Below are 20,302 nucleotides of genomic sequence, written 5' to 3' on the forward strand. Positions count from 1 at the left end.
CGATGGAAGCACGTAGTAAGTTTCTCAGTTTAGTGCTTCGACATAAGCCAGACAAAATTGGTCTTAACCTAGATCACGAAGGCTGGGCAAACATGGATGAACTGATTCGATTGGCGAACGCCAGCGGCCAACCTATCGACCGCACAATGATTGAGACTATTGTTGCGAGCAGTGACAAGAAGCGTTTTGCGTTGAGTACTGATGGTCAGCGAATCCGGGCAAATCAGGGCCACTCTATTGAGGTTGCACTAGGACTGCCGCCCAGTGTGCCGCCAGACACGTTATTTCACGGAACAGCAAGCCGATTTTTGGAATCCATCTTCTCAGGCGGATTGCATCCTGGAAATCGGCAGCATGTCCATCTCTCCGTTGATTCGGCTGTTGCCGAGAAAGTCGGTAGCCGGCATGGGCATCCCGTCATCTTGCTGGTCGATGCAAAAGCAATGGCCGCACATGGTCATGTCTTTTATGTGTCGGACAACGGAGTTTGGCTAACGGAATCGGTACCCACCAACTACCTGAGTAAACTCACACAATGACCCTGAACAGGGTGACGGAAAAGTAACATCGGTTCCTTCGGTGTCCGTAATCGGCCATAAACAGTCTCTCGTAACTTACTAGAACAGGAAGTCATGTCAACACCGATTGTCGTTTTGCTTGATTCTTGGCCCACACCAGGCACTTCATCGGAAGTCGCTCTATTAGCAACCGATACAAAATTGTGTTTGCGATATCTCACCCAAAAAGATGAAATTGTCGTGATTCAATTTCCATTGGTTAATTCGTTCCGGTTTGGTTCTCCAAACGATGAGGCACTAGGTGGGCATCCACTTGCCCAGTTTGGGCTAAAGTTCTACAGCGTTCATCGCATTGATAATTCTCCCTGGCTTGCTGAACTTGAGCGACAGAACGCTGTGCATCCAAATCACAACAGAAGCAGATTTATGACAGGCCTAGTTCACTATGTCTTCACGTTCCAAGACTCGACCTTGGAGTGTGCCGTAAGGGAGGGGAAATTTTGGGCTCCAACTATAAAGATATTCTTGTCCGATGAAGAGGCAAAGTCAGAGTGGGCCGAGATTGTCACAACAATATTTTAATAAGGCTGCTTCCGGCCAGTTGCGGACTTCACTGCTTCAATAGGATTTTCTTATTTCAACGTATGAGGACCTCACATGGCAGGACCATCTTTTCGACCAGGCGAATATGAGAAATTAACCAAAAAGCAAAAAACCATCTACTGGATAGTCATTACTTGTGTATTTTCCTTTGTTTTATCTATCTGGCTCATAGGGCCATGGTGGCGTTAGTAGCTACTGAGCGTCCGCTTCCGGCCAGTTGCTGACATTGGGGAAACTCTTGGGATGCACGTACCAATGAATCGCGTAACTAAAAATACGGTTTTACGAATTTTTGCTTTGCCAGCGTGTGGTGGACTGGTTGTGCTGCTAGGCATATCGCTGCCGTATATTTTTTATACATCTGACTATTCACATATCTGGGGGATGTCCGCTCTATTCTTCATTGGAGCGTTCGTGAGTGCAATCGTTGGATTGCCATTGCTAGCGCTGGTGGAATGGCGGTTTCCGAAGAATAGGTTGCGATACGTCATAGGTGGAATTGCATGTTCTACCGGTATTTGGTTATTGCTTGACATGCCAATTTTCCCGAAAGACTGGAGCAAGTGGCATGACGCAAATTTCTTACTTCATTACGCTTGGCGGCGATTAATATTTTTCTCGAGCTTTGGGCTTGTGTCGGGAAGTTTATATACAGGAGTCGTCGCGTTGATAAATAAATATGTTCCAAAAAACAGGGATTTTTTATAAAAAGTGCGACTGAAAAAGCCGTCCTCCTAAAATGTACGGCTGCAATCGGCCAGAAGCCGACCTCAACACGAACTTCACGCTAGTCACGTGTGCCCGCGGCATCCATTGCAATCTCGATAGACCGCCGACAGATCGACCGCATTTCGTCCAATTCCTTGCTGTCATCAAATGACTCGTAAAAGGGGCCTTTGAACGAGAACAGGTGCCGACTCAGATCCTTGAGCACGTCCGCCATATCGGCCTCGCCCGCATTGCGGATTCTGGTCGCCGCCCACTTCGCGCTATCGCATTCTGCCGTGTCGATGCTGCGGATGTGGATTGCGTCGAGTGACGCCAATACATCGACAATGCGTTGTTTATCCATGCCAGAATTCCTTTCCGTGTCTCACGTCGCGAGCCGCCAGGATAGCGTAACGCAGGGGCTGAGCATAAGGACATCTTTCCGACGCGGCCTCGTGCTACGCAACCAAGTCCGAAGATGGCAATGCCGGCACTGCGGCTTTACTCAGCGCCTCCATTGCCTGTCGAGCCCTGCGAAGATTTTCAGTTCCCATCCGCTGGGCAAATTCAGCCTTCGCCGATTTATGCACGAAGCACAACATCCGGACATTAAATTTCAATACTACTTGGTAGGTATTTAAGAGATAGCTGTGGGTTCGCGAACGCATTGACATTTGTAGCCGGCCAGAAGCTGTTACGCCAAGAAATCTCATACCGCAGGAACTTCCTTTCTGTCAAAATGCGGCTGCACCAATGCGCCCACATCAACAAATAAAAAAGGGGGAATTCCATCCATGAAAGCTCCATCGCGTTTCTTCATTGTTTTTTTTGCATTTTTATTCCTTATCTTTGGCAACGCCAACGCCCTGGATCAAGCGACCGAATCCGAGCAAAAAGCTGCCGCACAGGAGGCTGAAAAGGTTCTCCAGCATGGTCCTGCTTCCATCGACATCCAGGATCAGGCAAAGCTTGCCCTGCCAGCCAAGACCGCATTCATACCTTCGGCGGCAGCAGCCCGCTATTTGCGTTCTCTCGGAAATCGTGTCGATGAAAAAGCATTGGTCGGCATCATTCTTCCTACCGACGCTGCAAGTTCATGGATGAGTGTGCTGACTGTGGAAAAAGGCGGCTACGTGCGCGACGACGATGCCAAGGATTGGAAGGCGGACGACATCCTGAGCAACCTTAAGGAGGGCACCGACACGGCCAATGCTGAGCGCAAGCAACACGGGATTCCCGAGATCGAAGTGACCGGTTGGGCAGAGGTACCCAAATATGATGCAGCTACACACAAATTGGTGTGGTCGGCCATCATCGGCAGCAAAGACAAGCACGATGCCCCTGCCGACCTCTCCGTAAATTACCGTACGTTGGCCTTGGGTCGCGAAGGCTATCTCTCGCTCACCATGGTGAGCCCACTGGATCTGCTGCAGCAATACAAGCCCACGGCACAACAGCTGCTCGCGGCGATCAGTTTCAATGACGGCAAGCGATACGCCGATTTCAACTCGTCCACCGACCATGTTGCCGAATACGGCCTTGCCGCGCTGGTTGCGGGCGTCGCGGTCAAAAAACTGGGCCTGCTAGCCGTCATCGCCGCGTTCGCCGCTAAGTTCTTCAAGGTGATCCTGTTGGCAGTAGTCGGATTTGGCGTAGCCTTCAAGAAGTTTTTTACCGGAAAGCCGAAGGCTGTTCCCCCGGTTGTATTTGCTGAGGACACGCCTGCTCCGGCAGCACCCGTTTTGCCGACACCCGAAGCGCCGACCACTCCAGCGTCGCAATCCAGGCAGACCGATCCGCACTGACCAGACATCATGATCAAACTGCTGGTGTTTGCCCTCTCCGGGCTCAAGCTCGGTAAACTGCTTGCGTCCGGCGGTTCAATGCTGCTGTCGCTATTAGCCTATACGTTGATCTTCGGCTGGCGCTATGCGCTGGGCTTCATCTGCATGCTGTTGATCCACGAATACGGCCATTATTGGGCAGCCCGTAATCGAGGGATGAACGTAGGATTGCCGACTTTCGTCCCATTCGTCGGTGCCTGGATAGAGATGAAGGACAAGCCTTTTAATGCCGAAACGGAAGCCTATGTTGGCATGGCCGGCCCACTTGCCGGCAGCATTGCGGCTCTGGTCTGCTATTTCGCGGCACGGCAGATGGACAGCTCGCTGCTGCTTGCAGTCTCATACAGTGGCTTCTTCCTCAACCTGTTCAATCTCATCCCATTGTCTCCCTTCGACGGCGGCCGTATTACTGCAGTGTTGTCGCCACGGATTTGGTTCGCTGGTGTTCCAGTATTGATAGGGCTGTTCATCTATCATCCCAGCCCTATGCTGATCCTGGCCGCAATACTGGCTTTGCCTCAACTCCGGTTGGCTTGGAATTACGACCCGAGTCACTCTGACAATGCGCGCTATTACGGGGTTTCGGCTGCAACCAAGCTCAACTACAGTGTCTGCTACCTGGCATTGATCGCATTTCTCGCCATGATGGCGCTTGGCGTGCATGACATGTTGGGCGCCGTGCGAGCCATTCACTCCTGATCGCGCGAACGACCGTCAATACGGTCAGCAGAAGTCCAGAGTCGGGCAGCAGCTGCCATGACGTACTTGATACGACAAGGCCTGATCCATCGACAACAAAAAAAGGACGTCGAAATGAAACGTTTAGCTTCGAAAGTACGTTATCTGCGGGCCCTGGCATTCGCTTTCGCACTGATGCCGACACTGGCGCAGGCGGCAAGCGCCAACGACCTCAACCTCGATGGCGTGAATTACCTTCATCGTTGGTCAAAGAACGGTCAGAACGAATTCACGCCGCCAGCCGAGAGCGACCTGAGCCGGTGGAACGACATGATCACCATCAATGTCATCGATAAGGTCTCCGATGGAGACAAATTAGCGGAGCTGGCCAACAGAATACTAAGCACCTATCAAGCCGCCGGAAAAGTCCTGCGAACCAATTCGGTCCCCCGTACCCAGATCCGCCCCGCTGAGCATTTCATCGGCGCGGTCCTAGGAAGCCAGGGGTTTCTCGAGGCCGTATTCGCACGCGTTGTACTGATGGATGGCACGGGTCTCATCATCGTGCATTCGCACCGCATCTATGGCCAGAAGGTGGGGCCGGAAATGGCCGACTGGTTGCGCAAGAACGGGCCGCGCAGCGAGCAGGTGTTGATGGATTGGAATGATATTCCGAGCCCGGTTGAATTGCGAAAACTACCTCAGAGCGCGCAGTAGCGCCGGAGAATCTCTCCTGACATGTAAATGTCGAGTTTGTTGCTGCTACAGTTCCGCAATGTCGGTTGTCGGCCAGAAGCAGACTTTCATGAAAAGAAAGAAGCCTGCATTTGCGGGATTTTTTGATACAGTTCGCGATGTCCTCAATTGGCTAAGGGTGGAAAGCCATGGACGAATATAAATCTCGTCTTTCAATTCATAATGTTTATAACCAATCAGAAAAGGAAATATTGTGGGCGCGACACTTATCAGTTTCTTACCGATGTTTATCGTACAGTTGATTTATGCAGTCTTTGTCGCGCAAATAGCGGCACGAACAAATAAGAACGTCCCTGTTTATGTCGTAGTCACTCTTATTCCCATTGTTGGTATGTTCTTCTTGATCTATGTGTTCTGGTCGACCATCTTGTCACTCCTTGATTCGGTAAATCAGTTAAAGCAGTCACTGACCACCAAGGGCGAGGGAATATAAACAAAACGTACATCTGAAGAAGCAAAAAGCCCGCAAGATGCGGGCTTTTTGCCGTTGATAGAAAATGGTTGGATACGCTTCGATAGCGAAGTCCGCAACCGGCCAGAAGCAGTCATAGCTCTTTTCATTATTCCTAAAGAAAAGAGCTATGGCCATGCGAGTGCCGCGAATCTTGAAGGCACTTAAGAACTGCGAGTATGCTCAGCCGAATTCAGCTGCGAGTACCGGAACTTTCCAGGCGATGATCTGGAACGAACCAGAGCACGGCAAGCACGACATAGATGACGGTACCGGTCAGAGGATCCCAGACCGACAAGGGAATGGCCAGCGCGTACAACAAGATCGAAGCAGAGTTCTTTACGCCTTTGCCGATGGCTTTCGCCAGCCGGGAGTCGCCCCCCTCCGCTGCAATCAACGTACGCCGCAACACCAGGAACGCTATCGAGCACATCAGCAGCACGGCGCCGTACGAGGCTACGGGCACAGGATCGCGATGATGTTCGGCGACCCAATTGGTGACGAAAGGAATCAGTGACAGCCAGAACAACAAATGCAGGTTAGCCCACAGAATGCGACTGTTGACGCGGCTGACCAGTTGCAGAAGATGATGGTGATTGACCCAGTAGATGCCGACATACGTGAAGCTCAGCGCGTAGCTGAGCAACTGTGGAACCAGTTTGAGCAACTCGGCCAAACTCGCGCCGTCCGGCATCTTGAGGCCCAGCACCATGATCGTGATTGCGATGGCGATAACGCCGTCGCTGAATGCTTCCAGTCGCGCTTTATTCATGGGCCTACAGCATCCATGGAAACGTGTCTGGCGTCAATCCTGTCGAGCACGATCAAGCCCCGCAAGACAGGATAGGCATCGTCAACACCGTAAAGTCCCAAGCGTGGCACCACAATCGGCCAGAAGCTGACTGTGTAGAATCTATGATCCGGTACGAAAACGCTTTTAGGCAAATGCGAAGTTATGCAGAAAAACGAATTTGAAGAGATTTTTGACGAGATAGTCACCCATCCGTTAAAAGCCCTCGGATTCCAAAAGAAAGGGGCGCGACTGCTAAGCGATGACGGGATGGTCCAGATTGCTTGGGTACGCGGTGGGGGACGGCTTGCCAGCGGTGGAGCGATGGCTCATCTTGCCTGTTTTCGCCACTCGTTTCTGCGAGACAAATCCGAAACTGTTCCCGCTGTGGCTCCCAGTGAACCCGGGGAATATCCATGGGTATTCGATTGCGAGGCGTTGCTGAACACTAATCCGCATGATTGGACTTTTGATCCATCAAGATTGATGTCTCTTCCCTATGGGCGACTAGACTTCTCAACGCTGTCTACGGCAGATGTAGTCAGTGCATTGAGTGAGAGACGAACTGCGTTTGCTAAATATGTCAGTTGGGCTCGCGCTTTATCCTTGAAGGAGGCGCACGAGCAGATCGCCTACTATGTTGAGAGATTTTGGGTGGCCAGGCTATGGGATCAGGACTATCGTTCGTTCACAGCCTCTCCCCATCCCGTTTGAATCTTATTCACCGAAGTCCGCAATCGGCCAGGAACGGCCATAACTCTTGTCATTATTCATAATGAAAATCACAACAGCCATGCGAGTACATCGAATCTTGAAGGCACTTAAGAACTACGAGCATGCACAGCCCCAAGTCGATGAGTTGACATGTCCGTCCAGGATATCGAACTTAGGAGCATTGCTTGGTTACTATCGAAATTCCAACATTGAAGAAGATGTGGTTGCCATATTCGACCAAGGACTGACCTGGAATGACAACGGCAATTTAATAGTATTGCGATTCATCGATGTTATTGATGTAGAACTAACCGATGGAAAGAATAGTGAAAGTCTCTTGCTGAAGATGAAGGGCTCCCAAACAGTTGACTTACCGATCAAAGGGCGTCATGAACGTTGTTATGATTCATTGGAGGTGCTGAGGTTTTTGAGGCGAGTTATGACGGACGCGAAACACCAAAATCCGCTGTGTATTCAATAATTCATTTTTTTGAGCGTGCGTCCGCCACCGGCCAGAAGTCGGCATTGGTGAAAAAGGAAGCCCATTCGTGATTGCAAAAGAAAACGCACCTATAGGATGGATTTTCCTGATGTCGGAATTGGAAGATGCAAAAGAACATCTGTCCACGTTGATCGAGGATATGCGTCAGGATCCTGAATATGATGAAGCTAATCTACGGATTGATCTTGGACACGTCTTTTCCCATCTCAATAGAGCATGGCATCGTCGTGACATTCGCGAAGACTTAAGTGAGGTGGAATGGGAAAAAGCGAGCCAGTTTCCTGCGGATCTTGAACCGTTATAAATGGTCGACTGCCGCCGGCGCAGCCTGAATAGGGAGGCCGACGTCCGCAACCAGCTCGTAGCGTACTTGTCATTGCGAATCTTTCAGCACTGCAGAAAATCAGCAGCACCGATAATATTCAATCGTTGAGAAGATCCCAAATAGTTTTAATAAGGCGGAATATGAGAAAACTTCGGTTAGCCGGAGCATTTATTGCAACTCTTCTGCTCTGCAACTGCGCAGCCTTTGACGTTGCGGCAACTTCGAACCCATGGAAAAAACTGGACGACGCCCATGATCTTTTTGTTAGGCAGAATCGACCAATTCCGGCAGAACGTCTAATTCAGGAGGCGATGTCTGTCTTTAAGGAAAAAGATGACGTTCATGGACTCGGGAATACGTATCGAGAATATGCCCTTCTGTTGGAGTCCGTAGCGGTAGTCAAGTGGGAAAAAATATATAGACGTGATGGCTTCCTCGATAAATCCGTGACTTACGACAACCGTCTGGAGAAAACGAAGGAGTTTTATGAGATATCGCTCAACTATTTCCTTCGCGCAGAGGTCCTTCTTCAAGAAGCAAAGAAATTTGACTCCTTGACGAATGTCTACTACCTCATGTCTGATGTGCATGTCGCTCTGGGCGATCGAAAAGCGGCATGCAGCGATCTGGATCATACCGTCGAGGCATATAGAGAAAACATGCGGCTTAATCCTTCTGCCAAACCGTATGGCTCAGTGATCGAATCTGTCAACTCTCAGAAACGCGCGAATGCATGCCCATGAAGATTTTACGGGTTTCTTCAATGGTTTCTTCCAAGGATTATTTTTAACGACAGCATCGTTCATGCAATCAAGATAAGGTCCATAGAGATGTCCGCAATCGACCAGAAGGGGAAATTAAAACAAGCTCTACTATAGTCAGCAATAACGTTCTTCACTAACAAATGCACATGGCGCATTACAAGAATCAAAATGGGGAAGGTCTATGTGGGGAAAAATCAAAGACGTCTTTAGGCGTTCAACGAAAGAACCATTATTTACGCGAACACACGGTAGCGATACCGAGATGCAAGTCGCTTATCAATCGGCTGCAGCGACATTTGACCGACTTGATTCATTCGTGCGTGATGGCAAAGCCTCCGTATGTTGCGTGAAACTTCGTCTCAGAGATCCTGTGGCATCTGAGAAACTTGGAGAGGAGCGATTCCTCTTCCTTTGGGTAAATATTGCCGAAACTGATCCAGACGAAGCGGATGCGTTTTTGGGACTCATCTTCGAAGCACCGGCTGAACTCCATACCTGGTATCCGCCCGGAAAATACGTGCATTGCCGACGTGCAGACGTCTATGATTGGTTTGCGAACGATCAAGGCAAGCTATATGGTGGCTTCACACTGCGTGTTCAACGAAGCCGCCTGCCCGACAATCAACGGCAGTTATTTGACGAGCATACTGGCGTTCGGCAATGGATGGAGCATTAGACATAGTGAACTTTGTCTGCAACCGGCCAGACGCAGACATCGCCAAAGCGTGTCAGGAAATCAGCGTTCCTTGATGGAAGACGATTTTCCATTTTCCATCAGTATTTCTCCACAGCGTCGTTCTTCGTGTACGCCGGCCGGACTGCTGCAGTAAGTAGGTGAGTTGGTAGAGATCGTCAGCCAACTGCCGGATGTGAAACTCCCTGCAGGAAAAGTCTCCTTCCTCCTGCGTTTCGTATCGCTCCAACAATGTTTCGATGACGAAGTTACGGTCGTAGATATCGCCGCTTGCGCCGATTTCCCAAAAATCGTCGGCAGTCATGTCGAGCAATGCCTCACGCCCTGTCCCGAACTCCCTTCGATGAAAAATGGGTTCTCGGGCGATAAGTTCGGCAAGCACGGCGTCAAGTCCGGATGTCGGCATTCGCTTCCCTTCAACGTGATCGATGATTATCTGACTGGATCAGTATGCTGAACATGATTGCGACAAACAAGGAAGAACATGCAGATGTCCATAGTCGGCCGTTAGCGAACAACTTCAGGAGCGAATGCGTTCGCCCTATTGCGGTCTTGCCGTCCCGGCAGATTCAATGCCCGCCAGGATCAGATCAATTCCCACCAGGAAGTCAGCGCGATCGTCGTGGACACGCATTTGCGTAGCGATACTGCGTGTGAACGGATAGCGATCGGGGTCGAGCTGCAACCAGGCGTCTGCCACCGTACTCAGGAATTCATCTCTCTCCGCTTCTCGCGCCCGCGCCGCTTGCGCATTGGCGGCATTCTGCCCGCCTACTCCGAGGACGTAGTTCAACAGCACTGACACGGTGACCCAGTGTTTGTCGGGTGCCACGCCAAGCGCGTGCACTTGTTGCCCGATACGCTCCAGCACGCTCACCATGGTCGACTTTCCAGCGGCCCACGCCAGCGCGGAACCGATCCACGGATGCGCATCCATCGCATCGAACATCATCAGCGCTAAGGCGCGAATCGCCGCTTTCGGCGGCATGTCCTTCGCCTGTGAATTCACACCAGGTCCAATCACCGCGCTGCAGGCGGCTTCGAGCAGATCATTCTTGTTGGCGACGTGTCCGTAGATGGCTCCCGGACCTGTGGCTAGGCGCTCGGACAGGTTGCGGAAGGTCAAACCTGGCTCGCCGCCGCTATCGAGCAGTTCGATTGCGGCTTCGATGATCTGCTCCCGCGACAAGGATTCATCACGTCGTGGACGACGCTGCATTTTTTTTACCATGCGACATCTTGACATAAATGGAATGCCATTCCAATATATTGGAACATCGTTCCAAACTTAACAGCCACTTCCCGGAAAATCCATATGAATACCTCAATCACCATCATCGGGGCCGGGCTCGGCGGCCTCACACTGGCTCGTGTCCTGCACCTGCACGGCATTACGTCGATCGTCTACGAAACGGAACCCTCGGCCGAATCGCGCGCTCAGGGCGGCATGCTCGACATCCATGATTACAATGGGCAGCTGGCGCTGCAAGACGCCGGCCTGCTCACGCAGTTCCAGGAACTGATCCTGGAGGGACGGCAGGCGATGCGGGTTTTAAGTCCCGACGGCAGCCTGCTGTTCGAGAATCCGGATGACGGCAACGGCGGCCGTCCCGAGGTGCAACGCGGTGAGCTCAGGCAGATGCTGCTCGATTCCTTGCCGGCCGGGACAGTACGGTGGGGGTACAAAGTCGCCGGTGTGCGCTCGTTGGGAGACGGCCGCCATGAAGTCAGCTTTGCCAATGGCGGAACGGTCATCACGCATTTTCTGGTCGGCGCCGATGGCGCCTGGTCAAAGGTGCGTCCGCTGCTCTCCACCGTCACGCCCCGGTATTCCGGGATGTCGTACGTGGAGACGTTTCTGTTCGATGCGGGCGTTCGCCACCCGGCCAGCGCGGTAGCGGTCGGCACCGGGCAAATGGGCGCCCCCGTTCAAGGCAAGGCGATCATGGCGCATCGTGAGCGCCATGACACGCTGCACACTTATGCCATGCTGGCCAAGCCGCTGGAGTGGTTTGCCGATATCGACTTCACGGACAAGGCGAAGGCAAGCGCGCGTATTGCAGATCAGTTCGCGGGCTGGGCGCCTGAACTCACTGCACTGATCACCGACAGCGACACGGTCCCGCTATGGCGTCCGCTTCACGCTCTGCCAAACGAACACCGCTGGCAACGGGTGCCGGGAGTAAGCCTGATCGGCGACGCCGCCCACCTCAGCATCCCCAACGGCGAGGGAGCCAACCTGGCGCTGTACGACGGCGCCGAACTTGCCAAGGCCATCGCCTTGCATGCCGATGACCTGGAAACCGCTCTTCATCAATTTGAGCAAGCCATGTTCGAGCGCAGCGCCAAGGTCGCGGCGGAAGGTGAAAAATTCTATGAACTGCTTGCCGGAGAAGATCCTGCATGGGGGATGATCGACATGTTCCAGGAGCCGGACGCCAATCACCTTGAAGCGTAGGCAATGCTATGATCGACGCAGCCCCTATCGGCTATCCGCGCAACCTGCGACAACTAAAAAAACGGAGACTCCATGCGTCAAAAAAACACCCTCATCGCGTTTGCCATCGTCGGCGCATTTGCGGCCGGCATTGCAGCATCGCCACTGCTGCAACATCTGGTTCCGGCTGCCCACGCGCAGCAAGCGCCGCTGGTGGCGACCGTGATCGACCTGAATGCCATCAACCACGCCGCGCTGCCCGCCACACCTTATCCTGAGTTGCGCTCGAAAACTCTGGTCAACACGGACAACGCCACCATCAATCTGCAGTCGGGCAACGTCGACAAGCACATCCATTCCAAGACCGATGAGATCCAGTACATCGTCGAAGGCACCGGATCCATGTGGCTGGGCGGAGAACTCAAGGAGTTCAAACCCGGCAGCCTGATCATCATCCCCAAAGGCACGCCGCACGCCGGCGCCGTGGTGACGGCCGGCCCGGTCAAGGCGATTGCGATCAAGATCCCGCCGCAGGCCAAGGACGACATCACCTTCGTGCATTAATGTTGACGCTTGTCCGTCCCGCGCTTGCACTGCGGACAAGCGCATCACCCACGCAACACTCCCAGCAACATCAACATAAGGATTCCCGCATGAGCGCATTGTCCCGCGAGATCAAGGTGACCCTGACTTGCAAAACGCTGCCGTCTCTCGACGAGCCGGCTGACGTCGGACTGCAGGATAAAGATCAGAACGTGTACGCCGGCAACCGCAAACGCGACGGCGCGATGGCGTTCGAGTGCGTGGTTCTGGTGAAGGACAAGGGAAACGGCAATATCGACTTCGCCGGCCCCTTTGTCCACGGCACGGCTGCGGCGCGCTTCATTTACCTGAGCTGGAAACGCGCCGCCCCCGCCACCGCAGCGTTGTGGGTGCAACGCGTGAAAATACCGCTGGCCTTCACGGCTGCCGATCTGGGCGACGCCACGGCAATCCGCGCGGACATTACCGGGCGTCGACCGCATGCTTCCGAGGCGATTGCATGGACCATGTCTTAGTCACACTGAATGAGGACCACCCCCTCCTTGCCGACCCACAGCCATCTGCTGCGCTTCGGCGAGCCGGTGCAACCGGCTCGTCATGGATGATCCTCAGACAGGAAGCTGGTTGCGCCGGCGCAGTTCCCGTATCACGCCGCTGTGATCGAGATCGCCGTCGCCGTTGTCGAGCATGTCGGCGAACAGCCGGTCAGCCTTGTTGAGCATCGGCAGATCCAGTCCGACGCTGGCGGCGAAACGAATCGCCGTGTTGGTGTCCTTGACCTGATAACGCGCCGGACCGCCCGGCGCAAAATCGCCGCTGATCATGCGCAGCGCGTGCTGGCGCAATATGGTCGAGTCGGCAAAGCCGCCCAGCAACGCCTCGCGTACTTTTGCCGGATCTGCGCCGCCACGCTCAGCCAGCAATAGCGCTTCCGCCACGCTGGCAATATTGTTGGCGACCATCATCTGATTGACCAGCTTGGCCAATTCGCCTGATCCGGCCGGACCGACGTGCGTCGGCCGTCCCATTTTTTCCAGCAGCGGCAATGCTTGCTGGTAGGCTTGCGCCGTACCGCCGGCCATGATCGCCAGGCTGGCTTCGATCGCACCTTTTTCACCGCCCGAGACGGGAGCGTCGACATACGCCACGCCGCGCGCGGCGGCCTGTTGCGCCTGATGGCGGGCGGTCTCGACCGGAATCGAACTCATGACGAGCAGCAAGGAGCCCGCGCGCATGCCGGCGATCAGACCTTGTTCACCCAGCAGCAATGCATCGCAACTGGGGCCTGAACTGAGCATGCAGACCAACGCGTCCGCGTCACGGATGACATCCGCGGCCTCGGCAACCACCTCGGCGCCGAACGCGGAGAGCCGCTGCGCCTTGTCCGGCGTACGATTCCATGCCTGTACCCGATAGCCCGCTTGCGCCAGATGACGCGCCATCGGAAAGCCCATGATGCCGGTGCCGATGAAACCGATGGTCTTGATTTTTGCGGGTGCCGTCATGTCGCATCTCCGCTACCGGCGCTGCCAAACCGCACCGGCAATTCACTCTCGATGCAGGCCGGAAATCCTGCTCTGAAACGTGCCAGGTGCGGCGTCTCCAGATGCAGATCAAATGCGTCGCGGTCGTCATACACTTCATAAAAAAGTACACGCGTCGAACCGGGAAAGCTCACTACGTCGAACTGGCGACACCCCGCTTCGTCGGCCACCGAATGCTGTGCATCGTCATGCGCCAGCGCGAGAAAGTCCGCCATGGCGGCGGACTTGACCTCGAACTCGGCAATGACGACAAATGCTGTTGCATTTGCCATGCGCGACTCCTAGCGCAGCAGGATGCTGCCGCCCGGATTGGCGCGGGCGTGCCGCTCCATTTCCTGACGCAGCTTCACGACGTCCAGATCGCTGGACAACTCGACGTCTTCAAAGCGGACCACAGTGTCTTTCTTGACCGGGCGCTTGAGCTTGACGTTATGCGCCAGGCCGATCGGCAGCGCACCCAGCGCCAGGCTTTTCGCTGCCGGAATCGCATTGGCCCACACGGCGTAGCCGCCTTCGCCGTCCAGCATCTCGCCGGCCTGCAAGTCGCGCTTGGCGGTGGCGACCGCATCGCCGCGGAATTCCTTCGAGCAGCCGGTGGACTCGCCGCGCAGCACCGCCGACAACACGCTGATGCTGGTCTCCAGTCCGATCATGTGGAACGGCCGCCACATCGATCCGTACCAGCCCGACTTGTCGACCAGCAGGCCGTATTGCTTGAAGCAGGCGCGTGCATATTCGGTCGGCGCCTTGAAGGTGACGAAGACGCCGTAGCGGATATTGTTGAAGACTTCGCGGCCATCCGGCTCCTGGCTGGCCGCAATGTCCACCAAGCCCGCGCGCGCGAGTCGGCCGCCGTCGGCGGCGGGACGGAACACGCTGGCCAGATCATGCAGGCCGGTCGGCGGGAACGCCAGGCCGTCGTCCGGACAATCGAGGCCGGTGCCGTTGGCGACTGCCGCCATTTCGATCGCGGCCTTGGTGCCGTCAGTGAAGGAGTTGTACATCTTGGGATTGAAATCGCCCTTGGCGACTTCTTCGTCGGTCCAGCCAAAGAATCCCCACACGGTGTCCGGTGTCGAGTAGCGGTAGCGCGGCTCGTAGTTCATGCCCTTGCCGGCCGAGACCAGCTCGAAGCCGCAGGAGCGCGCCCAGTCGACCAGCTCGCAGATGATGGCCGGCTGGTCGCCGTAGGCCATGCTGTAGACCAGACCCTTGGCTTTGGCGCGCGCCGCCAGCAAGGGACCGCACATGGCGTCGGCTTCGACGTTGACCATCACCACGTGCTTGCCGCCATCGATCGCAGACAAGGCATGGCGCACGCCGGCGATCGGATGGCCGGTGGCTTCGATGATGCATTCGATTTCCTGGCAATCGGCCAGTGCGGCGGCATTGTCGAGCACGCAGGTGGTGCCGTTCTTGACGGCGTCGCCGAGCGTTTTGGCCTGATATCGATCCTTCTCCCAGCCCACCCGCTCCAGCGCGGCATGGGCTTTTTCCACATTCAGATCGGCCACGCCGACGATGTGCATGCCTTCGATCAGCCGGGCCTGCGCCAATACCATGGAGCCGAATTTACCGGCGCCGACCAGGCCGACGCGCACCGGGCGGCCGGCCGCCGCGCGTTCGCGCAGCAAGCTGTACAGATTCATTGTTAATCCTCGTCAATAACAGAAGGCATCGCCCGTGTCTCCCGCGTTCTCGGCTTGGGGTGCGATACCTGAAAGCGTGAAATTGCCGCTATGCCTTGTACCACCACGCGGAAAACCGACGCCGCGGGACAAGCCAACCGACAGACTTTTACGCATCGGACGAACTGCTTCTCGTGCAGCTTGGACTTCGCCCGACTCGTGCAAAAAAGTTTACTCAGCGCATCCTGTTAAAACAATTAACATTTACGAGAGAAATACTTAGTTTTTCTAATCGATAGAAAAAACAAGGCGAAGGAAACGGGGGCGGGAGGAGATTATTTTGAAAACGGCAAACGGAGATATTGCGCTTGCTCCGCCTGCCATTGCGCGACTTCCACGCGCAGCCAGTCGATGAAGACGCTGACCTTGTTTTTGCGCAGATGATCGACCGGGCAGACGATCCATTGCGTGGTCTGGGAAATCTTCGGCGGATGGCGTACCGGGCAAACCAGGTTGCCGTCGCGCAGTTCGCGCCACATCATCAGGCTGCTTTCCAGCGCCAGGCCAATGCCGTCGGCGGCGGCGTCGACCGCCATGTGGCTGCGGTCGAACAGCACCCGGCGCATCTGGTTGGGCGGCGTGATCTTGCTCATGGAAAACCAGTACGGCCATTGCACCTGCGACTTGACCGACTGGATCAGGCGATGCTGTGCCACATCGGCCACGCTCATGCTGCCGGCGGCGGCATAACCGGGACTGCACACCGGGAAAAACCATTCCTCCGTCAATCCTTCGGTGAACAGGCCCGGCCATTGGCCGCGCCCGTGACGGATTTCAACGTCCACGGTCTCGCGCGTGAAGTCGGTGACTTCATTGGTGCCGTTTAGCCGTACTTCGAGGTCAGGATTGGCGTCGAGGAACGAGCGCAGGCGCGGCAGCAGCCATTTGCTCGATAAAGTCGGCGTCGCCCGCACCGTCAGCAGCGTGACAGGACGCAGGCCGCGAATACTTTGCGTGGCCTCGGAAATGCGATCGATCTCTTCAGCGATCATGGAGAAATAGCGCTCGCCGGCTTCGGTCAGGGCGACGCCGCGGCCGACCTTGACCATCAATGAGGTGCCGAGATGCGTCTCCAGCGCCTGGATCTGCTGGCTCACCGCCGAGGGCGTGACGTTGAGCTCTTCCGCCGCGCTCGAAATGCTGCCGGAGCGGGCCACCGCGTGGAAAACACTGATCGAGCGAAGAGGAAGATACATGGCGTCAACTCTTTAAATTTTCTACACGATGCTTAAAAATAAATTAATTGTACTTCACCAACAAACCTTTTACATTCAATCACGGACTCCCCCAGGCAACCTCGCAGAAGGCGACCAAGGAATCTCGACAGCAGTCGACCACGATGTCGATTGCGGCAGCCAGACAAGCTGCACCGTATCCGGCAACCAGGCGCCTTCACCAGGAAAGCGGCCTTCAAACCGGATTCCGACCTATAAAAAACTGGAGACAACAGCATGAAGCAAACCACACCGCCACGCGGCGATTTTTCGTCGGATTCGTCGTCGGACGCATCCTCAACCCTGCCTTCCGCCAAACGCCGCAGCCTGCTGACCGCAGCGGCGACGTTGCCGTTGTTCACGGTCTGGTCCGGGCCGGCCCGGGCCGCCGAATTCAACTACAAGCTGGCCACCGGCCAGTCGCTCGACCAGCCGATCAATGCACGCCTGAAGCAGGCCACCGACCGTATCCGCGAAGCCAGCGCAGGGCGCTTGGACATCCGCTTCTTCCCGGCCAGTCAGCTGGGCTCGGATACCGACCTGCTGACCCAGGTGCGCTCGGGTGGCGTGGAATTCCTCAACATCGCCGGCTCGGTCATCTCCACCGTCGTGCCGCTGGCGGCCATCACCAACGTTGGCTTCACCTATTCCGATTATCAGCAGGTATGGAGCAGCGTCGACGGCGATCTCGGCAAGCTGATCCGCGCGCAGATCGACAAGAGCGGCTTCGTCTCGGTGGCCAAGGCCGGCGACAACAGCTTCCGCCAGATATCGTCCGCCTCCAAGCCGATCAAGACGCCGGCCGACCTGCAGGGGTACCGCATCCGCGTGCCGGTGTCGCCGATGTTTACCTCGCTGTTCAAATCGCTGGGCGCCAATCCGACCTCGATCAACTTCAACGAGCTCTACACCGCGCTGCAAACCAAGCTGGTCGACGGCCAGGAAAACGGCCTGGTCGCCATCGATTCCGGCAAGCTCTACGAGGTGCAAAAATATATTACCCAGACCAACCACATCTGGGATCCGTTCTGGATGCTGGGCAATCGCCGCGCGTTCGCCGCCCTGCCCGACGACCTCAAGAAAATCGTGCAACGCGAATTCGATCGCGCCTACATGGAGCAGCGCGGCGACGTCGAGCAGCTCAACACCACGCTCAAGGATCAACTGATCAAGAAAGGCATCGTCTTCGAAACCGCCAATCGTGATTCCTTCCGCAAGGCCTTGTCGGATGCCGGCTTCTACAAGGAATGGCGCGACAAGTTCGGCGCCGCGCCATGGGCTGCGCTGGAGGCCGTCGTAGGGAAAATGTCGTGAGCGCCGTGCACAGCGCCGCACCGCCCATGCCGCTGAACGGTCCGGCCGGCAACATGCTCGGCAACGCGCAGCACTGGCTGGAAAAATCGGTGGAAGTCCTCACCGCCACCGTGCTGGTCGCCGAGGTGGTGCTGCTGTTCATCGGCATCATCGCTCGTTCGGTGCTGCACAGTTCGCTGATCTGGAGCGATGAACTGGCGTCGATCCTGTTCCTGTGGCTGGCGATGCTGGGCAGTGCGCTGGCGGTGCAGCGCTCCTGCCATATGCGCCTCACTTTCTTTGTCTCCAAGCTGCCGCCACGCGCACAGGCCTGGGCCGAGACCCTTGCCGTGGGCGTTACGGCCGTGCTGCTCCTGATGATGATCCATCCGAGCTTCGACTATGTCGAAGACCAGGGCTTTGTCGAAACGCCGGCGTTGGGTTGGAGCGGCATGGTGCGGGCGCTGGCCGTGCCGGTCGGCTTCCTGATCGCGCTGGTGAGCTGTGCGCTGCGCCTGATGCATCACGACAAGCGCGACATCTTCACGGTCGCCGCGTTGCTGGCCGTGATCGCCGGTGCCTGCTATCTGGCGGCGCCGATGCTCACCGCGATGGGACAAAGCGCGCTGCCGATCTTCTTCATCGGTTTGCTGGGCGCGGCCGTCATGGCTGGTGCGCCGATCGCCTTCGCCTTTGCAATTGCGACCTGCGCGTATCTGTTGACGACCACCACGACGCCGGTGGTCATCGTCGTCGGCCGCATGGATGAAGGCATGAGCAGCCTGATCCTGCTGGCGGTGCCGATGTTCGTGCTGCTGGGCCAGCTGGTGCATGCGACCGGCCTGGCACGCGTGATGGTGGAATTCCTGGCGGCACTGGTGGGTCACGTGCGCGGCGGCATGTCGTATGTGCTGCTTGGCGCCATGCTGTTGGTGTCCGGCATCTCCGGCTCCAAGACGGCGGATATGGCGGCAGTGGCGCCGGTGCTGTTTCCTGAAATGCGCAAGCGCGGCATGCAGGACAGCGAATTGATTTCCCTGCTGGCGGCCTCCGGCGCGATGAGCGAAACCATCCCGCCCTCGCTGGTCCTGATTGCGATTGCCTCCGTGACCGGGATATCGATCGCGGCGCTGTTCACCGCCGGCATCATGCCCGCTTTCGTCCTTGCCATCGTACTGGCGGTGGTGGCCTGGTGGCGCGCCGGATCGGACCACGTCGCGACCAGCCGCGCGCCGCTCAAGCGCGTGCTGAAAACCTTCGCCATCGCAGTGCCCGCCTTGCTGCTGCCTTTCGTCATCCGTACCGCAGTGGTGGAAGGCGTGGCGACGGCGACCGAAGTCTCGACCATCGGCATCGCCTATTCGCTCATCGTCGGCCTGATCATTTATCGGGGCAGCCTGAAGTGGCACATGGCCTTGCCTATCCTGGTGCAGACGGCGGCGTTGTCGGGCGCCATTCTCTTCATCGTCGGCGCCGCCAGTGCGATGGGATGGGCCTTGACGCAATCGGGGTTTTCACATGACCTGGCGGCCATGATGACGGCGGTGCCTGGCGGTGCCACCGGCTTCCTGCTGGTCTCCATCGTTGCCTTCATCGTGCTCGGCAGCGTGCTGGAAGGCATCCCGGCGATTGTATTGTTCGGTCCCTTGTTGTTCCCGGTGGCGCGCCAGCTCGGCATTCATGAAATCCACTATGCCATGGTCGTGATCCTGGCGATGGGACTGGGCGTCTTCGCACCACCCTTCGGCCTGTGCTACTACGCCGCCTGCATCATCGGTGAAGTCAAACCGGAAGTGGCGCTCAAACGCATCTGGCTGTATCTCGGAATGCTGCTGCTGGGCTTGATTGCCATTACCTTCATCCCCTGGATATCAATCGGTTTTCTTTGACAGATCGATATGACAAATAAAAGCCCTGCAATACGGGGGCTTTTATTTTCGTTCCATGATCAGGTAAGCGCGGCGGGGCCATATCTGACAGCAGAATCAGCTATCCGCAACCGGCCTGAATGACATCATCAGGCCGGAATTGACGTACACTCCCAGAGGATTGCCGACAACCAGCTATCCTGACGCAATACATCCATCCTCTTTCTGAAACGCCCCGCAACAGCTTGCATGTGCGCGGCGATTCAACCCGTATCGAACCCAGCCATCCTGCGTGTGACCCGGAGCACACAAACCTGGATTCAGCTCTTTCCGCCAGACCCCATTGACCGCTCACTGCGCATGACTGC

General features: G+C 56.0%; 23 protein-coding genes. 15 read left to right on the plus strand and 8 right to left on the minus strand.

Going from position 1 to position 20,302, the window contains the following annotated elements:
- The first annotated feature begins 2 nt into the window (after nt 1–2).
- Complete coding sequence (locus tag ACIROY_RS19570) at nt 3–539, plus strand: RNA 2'-phosphotransferase (protein WP_402343448.1); 537 nt, start codon at nt 3–5, stop codon at nt 537–539.
- Between the two features lie 93 nt (nt 540–632).
- On the plus strand, nt 633–1,100 hold the full coding sequence (locus ACIROY_RS19575; protein WP_402343451.1) for a hypothetical protein: 468 nt from the start codon (nt 633–635) through the stop codon (nt 1,098–1,100).
- A gap of 808 nt (nt 1,101–1,908) precedes the next feature.
- Here ACIROY_RS19575 and ACIROY_RS19580 read toward each other — a convergent pair.
- Nucleotides 1,909–2,193: a hypothetical protein gene (locus ACIROY_RS19580; RefSeq protein ID WP_402279163.1), complete on the minus strand. Its 285-nt coding sequence runs from the start codon at nt 2,191–2,193 to the stop codon at nt 1,909–1,911.
- Nucleotides 2,194–2,623: 430 nt separating this feature from the next.
- Between ACIROY_RS19580 and ACIROY_RS19585 the strand changes: the two genes are divergently transcribed.
- From ACIROY_RS19585 to ACIROY_RS19595, 3 genes are read left to right on the plus strand one after another with little or no spacing between them, the layout of a single operon-like run.
- Nucleotides 2,624–3,634: a DUF2167 domain-containing protein gene (locus ACIROY_RS19585; protein ID WP_402279161.1), complete on the plus strand. Its 1,011-nt coding sequence runs from the start codon at nt 2,624–2,626 to the stop codon at nt 3,632–3,634.
- Nucleotides 3,635–3,643: 9 nt separating this feature from the next.
- Entirely contained in the window at nt 3,644–4,372 is a 729-nt protein-coding gene (locus ACIROY_RS19590) for a site-2 protease family protein (RefSeq protein ID WP_402343454.1), read from the plus strand.
- Between the two features lie 57 nt (nt 4,373–4,429).
- A complete protein-coding gene (locus ACIROY_RS19595; protein ID WP_402343457.1) occupies nt 4,430–5,068 on the plus strand; it encodes a hypothetical protein in 639 nt (212 codons plus the stop codon).
- A gap of 683 nt (nt 5,069–5,751) precedes the next feature.
- Here the strand turns inward: ACIROY_RS19595 and ACIROY_RS19600 are convergent.
- Complete coding sequence (locus ACIROY_RS19600; protein WP_402279155.1) at nt 5,752–6,330, minus strand: TMEM175 family protein; 579 nt, start codon at nt 6,328–6,330, stop codon at nt 5,752–5,754.
- A 183-nt stretch (nt 6,331–6,513) separates the two neighbouring features.
- Between ACIROY_RS19600 and ACIROY_RS19605 the strand changes: the two genes are divergently transcribed.
- The 5 genes from ACIROY_RS19605 to ACIROY_RS19625 all read left to right on the plus strand — a co-directional run bounded on the left by ACIROY_RS19605 (nt 6,514) and on the right by ACIROY_RS19625 (nt 9,329).
- Nucleotides 6,514–7,062, plus strand: a complete 549-nt coding sequence (locus tag ACIROY_RS19605; RefSeq protein ID WP_402279152.1) for a hypothetical protein — start codon at nt 6,514–6,516, stop codon at nt 7,060–7,062.
- A gap of 61 nt (nt 7,063–7,123) precedes the next feature.
- Complete coding sequence (locus tag ACIROY_RS19610) at nt 7,124–7,543, plus strand: hypothetical protein (RefSeq protein ID WP_402279149.1); 420 nt, start codon at nt 7,124–7,126, stop codon at nt 7,541–7,543.
- A gap of 67 nt (nt 7,544–7,610) precedes the next feature.
- Complete coding sequence (locus tag ACIROY_RS19615; protein WP_402279147.1) at nt 7,611–7,868, plus strand: hypothetical protein; 258 nt, start codon at nt 7,611–7,613, stop codon at nt 7,866–7,868.
- Nucleotides 7,869–8,029: 161 nt separating this feature from the next.
- Nucleotides 8,030–8,632: a hypothetical protein gene (locus tag ACIROY_RS19620; RefSeq protein WP_402279144.1), complete on the plus strand. Its 603-nt coding sequence runs from the start codon at nt 8,030–8,032 to the stop codon at nt 8,630–8,632.
- 202 nt (nt 8,633–8,834) lie between these two features.
- The gene (locus tag ACIROY_RS19625; protein ID WP_402279142.1) at nt 8,835–9,329 is read left to right on the plus strand and encodes a DUF2314 domain-containing protein; all 495 of its coding nucleotides are present in this window, start codon (nt 8,835–8,837) and stop codon (nt 9,327–9,329) included.
- A 52-nt stretch (nt 9,330–9,381) separates the two neighbouring features.
- Here ACIROY_RS19625 and ACIROY_RS19630 read toward each other — a convergent pair whose 3' ends face one another.
- Together ACIROY_RS19630 and ACIROY_RS19635 are read right to left on the minus strand one after the other, a co-directional pair.
- Nucleotides 9,382–9,753 carry a DUF4440 domain-containing protein gene (locus tag ACIROY_RS19630; RefSeq protein WP_402279140.1) on the minus strand — a complete coding sequence of 124 codons (372 nt, stop codon included), beginning with the start codon at nt 9,751–9,753 and terminating at the stop codon, nt 9,382–9,384.
- Between the two features lie 135 nt (nt 9,754–9,888).
- Entirely contained in the window at nt 9,889–10,578 is a 690-nt protein-coding gene (locus tag ACIROY_RS19635; protein WP_402343460.1) for a TetR/AcrR family transcriptional regulator, read from the minus strand.
- Between the two features lie 84 nt (nt 10,579–10,662).
- Between ACIROY_RS19635 and ACIROY_RS19640 the strand changes: the two genes are divergently transcribed.
- The 3 genes from ACIROY_RS19640 to ACIROY_RS19650 all read left to right on the plus strand — a co-directional run bounded on the left by ACIROY_RS19640 (nt 10,663) and on the right by ACIROY_RS19650 (nt 12,842).
- On the plus strand, nt 10,663–11,805 hold the full coding sequence (locus ACIROY_RS19640) for an FAD-dependent oxidoreductase (protein WP_402343463.1): 1,143 nt from the start codon (nt 10,663–10,665) through the stop codon (nt 11,803–11,805).
- A gap of 72 nt (nt 11,806–11,877) precedes the next feature.
- Nucleotides 11,878–12,348, plus strand: a complete 471-nt coding sequence (locus tag ACIROY_RS19645) for a cupin domain-containing protein (protein ID WP_402279131.1) — start codon at nt 11,878–11,880, stop codon at nt 12,346–12,348.
- An 89-nt stretch (nt 12,349–12,437) separates the two neighbouring features.
- Nucleotides 12,438–12,842: a DUF5990 family protein gene (locus ACIROY_RS19650; RefSeq protein WP_402343466.1), complete on the plus strand. Its 405-nt coding sequence runs from the start codon at nt 12,438–12,440 to the stop codon at nt 12,840–12,842.
- A gap of 93 nt (nt 12,843–12,935) precedes the next feature.
- Here the strand turns inward: ACIROY_RS19650 and ACIROY_RS19655 are convergent, their stop codons facing one another.
- From ACIROY_RS19655 to ACIROY_RS19670, 4 genes are all read right to left on the minus strand, one after another.
- The gene (locus tag ACIROY_RS19655; protein WP_402279126.1) at nt 12,936–13,832 is read right to left on the minus strand and encodes an NAD(P)-dependent oxidoreductase; all 897 of its coding nucleotides are present in this window, start codon (nt 13,830–13,832) and stop codon (nt 12,936–12,938) included.
- On the minus strand, nt 13,829–14,143 hold the full coding sequence (locus ACIROY_RS19660) for a putative quinol monooxygenase (protein ID WP_402343469.1): 315 nt from the start codon (nt 14,141–14,143) through the stop codon (nt 13,829–13,831). Before ACIROY_RS19660 ends, ACIROY_RS19655 begins: the two co-directional genes overlap by 4 nt.
- Before the next feature lie 9 nt (nt 14,144–14,152).
- Nucleotides 14,153–15,520, minus strand: coding sequence for an NAD(P)H-dependent oxidoreductase (locus ACIROY_RS19665; protein ID WP_402343472.1), 1,368 nt, complete (start codon nt 15,518–15,520; stop codon nt 14,153–14,155).
- Between the two features lie 314 nt (nt 15,521–15,834).
- The gene (locus ACIROY_RS19670; RefSeq protein WP_402279118.1) at nt 15,835–16,755 is read right to left on the minus strand and encodes a LysR substrate-binding domain-containing protein; all 921 of its coding nucleotides are present in this window, start codon (nt 16,753–16,755) and stop codon (nt 15,835–15,837) included.
- Between the two features lie 255 nt (nt 16,756–17,010).
- Between ACIROY_RS19670 and ACIROY_RS19675 the strand changes: the two genes are divergently transcribed.
- Both ACIROY_RS19675 and ACIROY_RS19680 read left to right on the plus strand, forming a co-directional pair.
- Nucleotides 17,011–18,087 carry a TRAP transporter substrate-binding protein gene (locus ACIROY_RS19675; protein ID WP_402343475.1) on the plus strand — a complete coding sequence of 359 codons (1,077 nt, stop codon included), beginning with the start codon at nt 17,011–17,013 and terminating at the stop codon, nt 18,085–18,087.
- 26 nt (nt 18,088–18,113) lie between these two features.
- Nucleotides 18,114–19,955 (plus strand): TRAP transporter large permease subunit, encoded by a 1,842-nt coding sequence (locus ACIROY_RS19680; protein WP_402343622.1) that lies wholly within the window; start codon nt 18,114–18,116, stop codon nt 19,953–19,955.
- Nucleotides 19,956–20,302 lie beyond the last annotated feature (347 nt).

Origin of the sequence: Herbaspirillum sp. NPDC101396, assembly GCF_044767365.1 — a bacterium.
GTDB lineage: Bacteria > Pseudomonadota > Gammaproteobacteria > Burkholderiales > Burkholderiaceae_D > Herbaspirillum.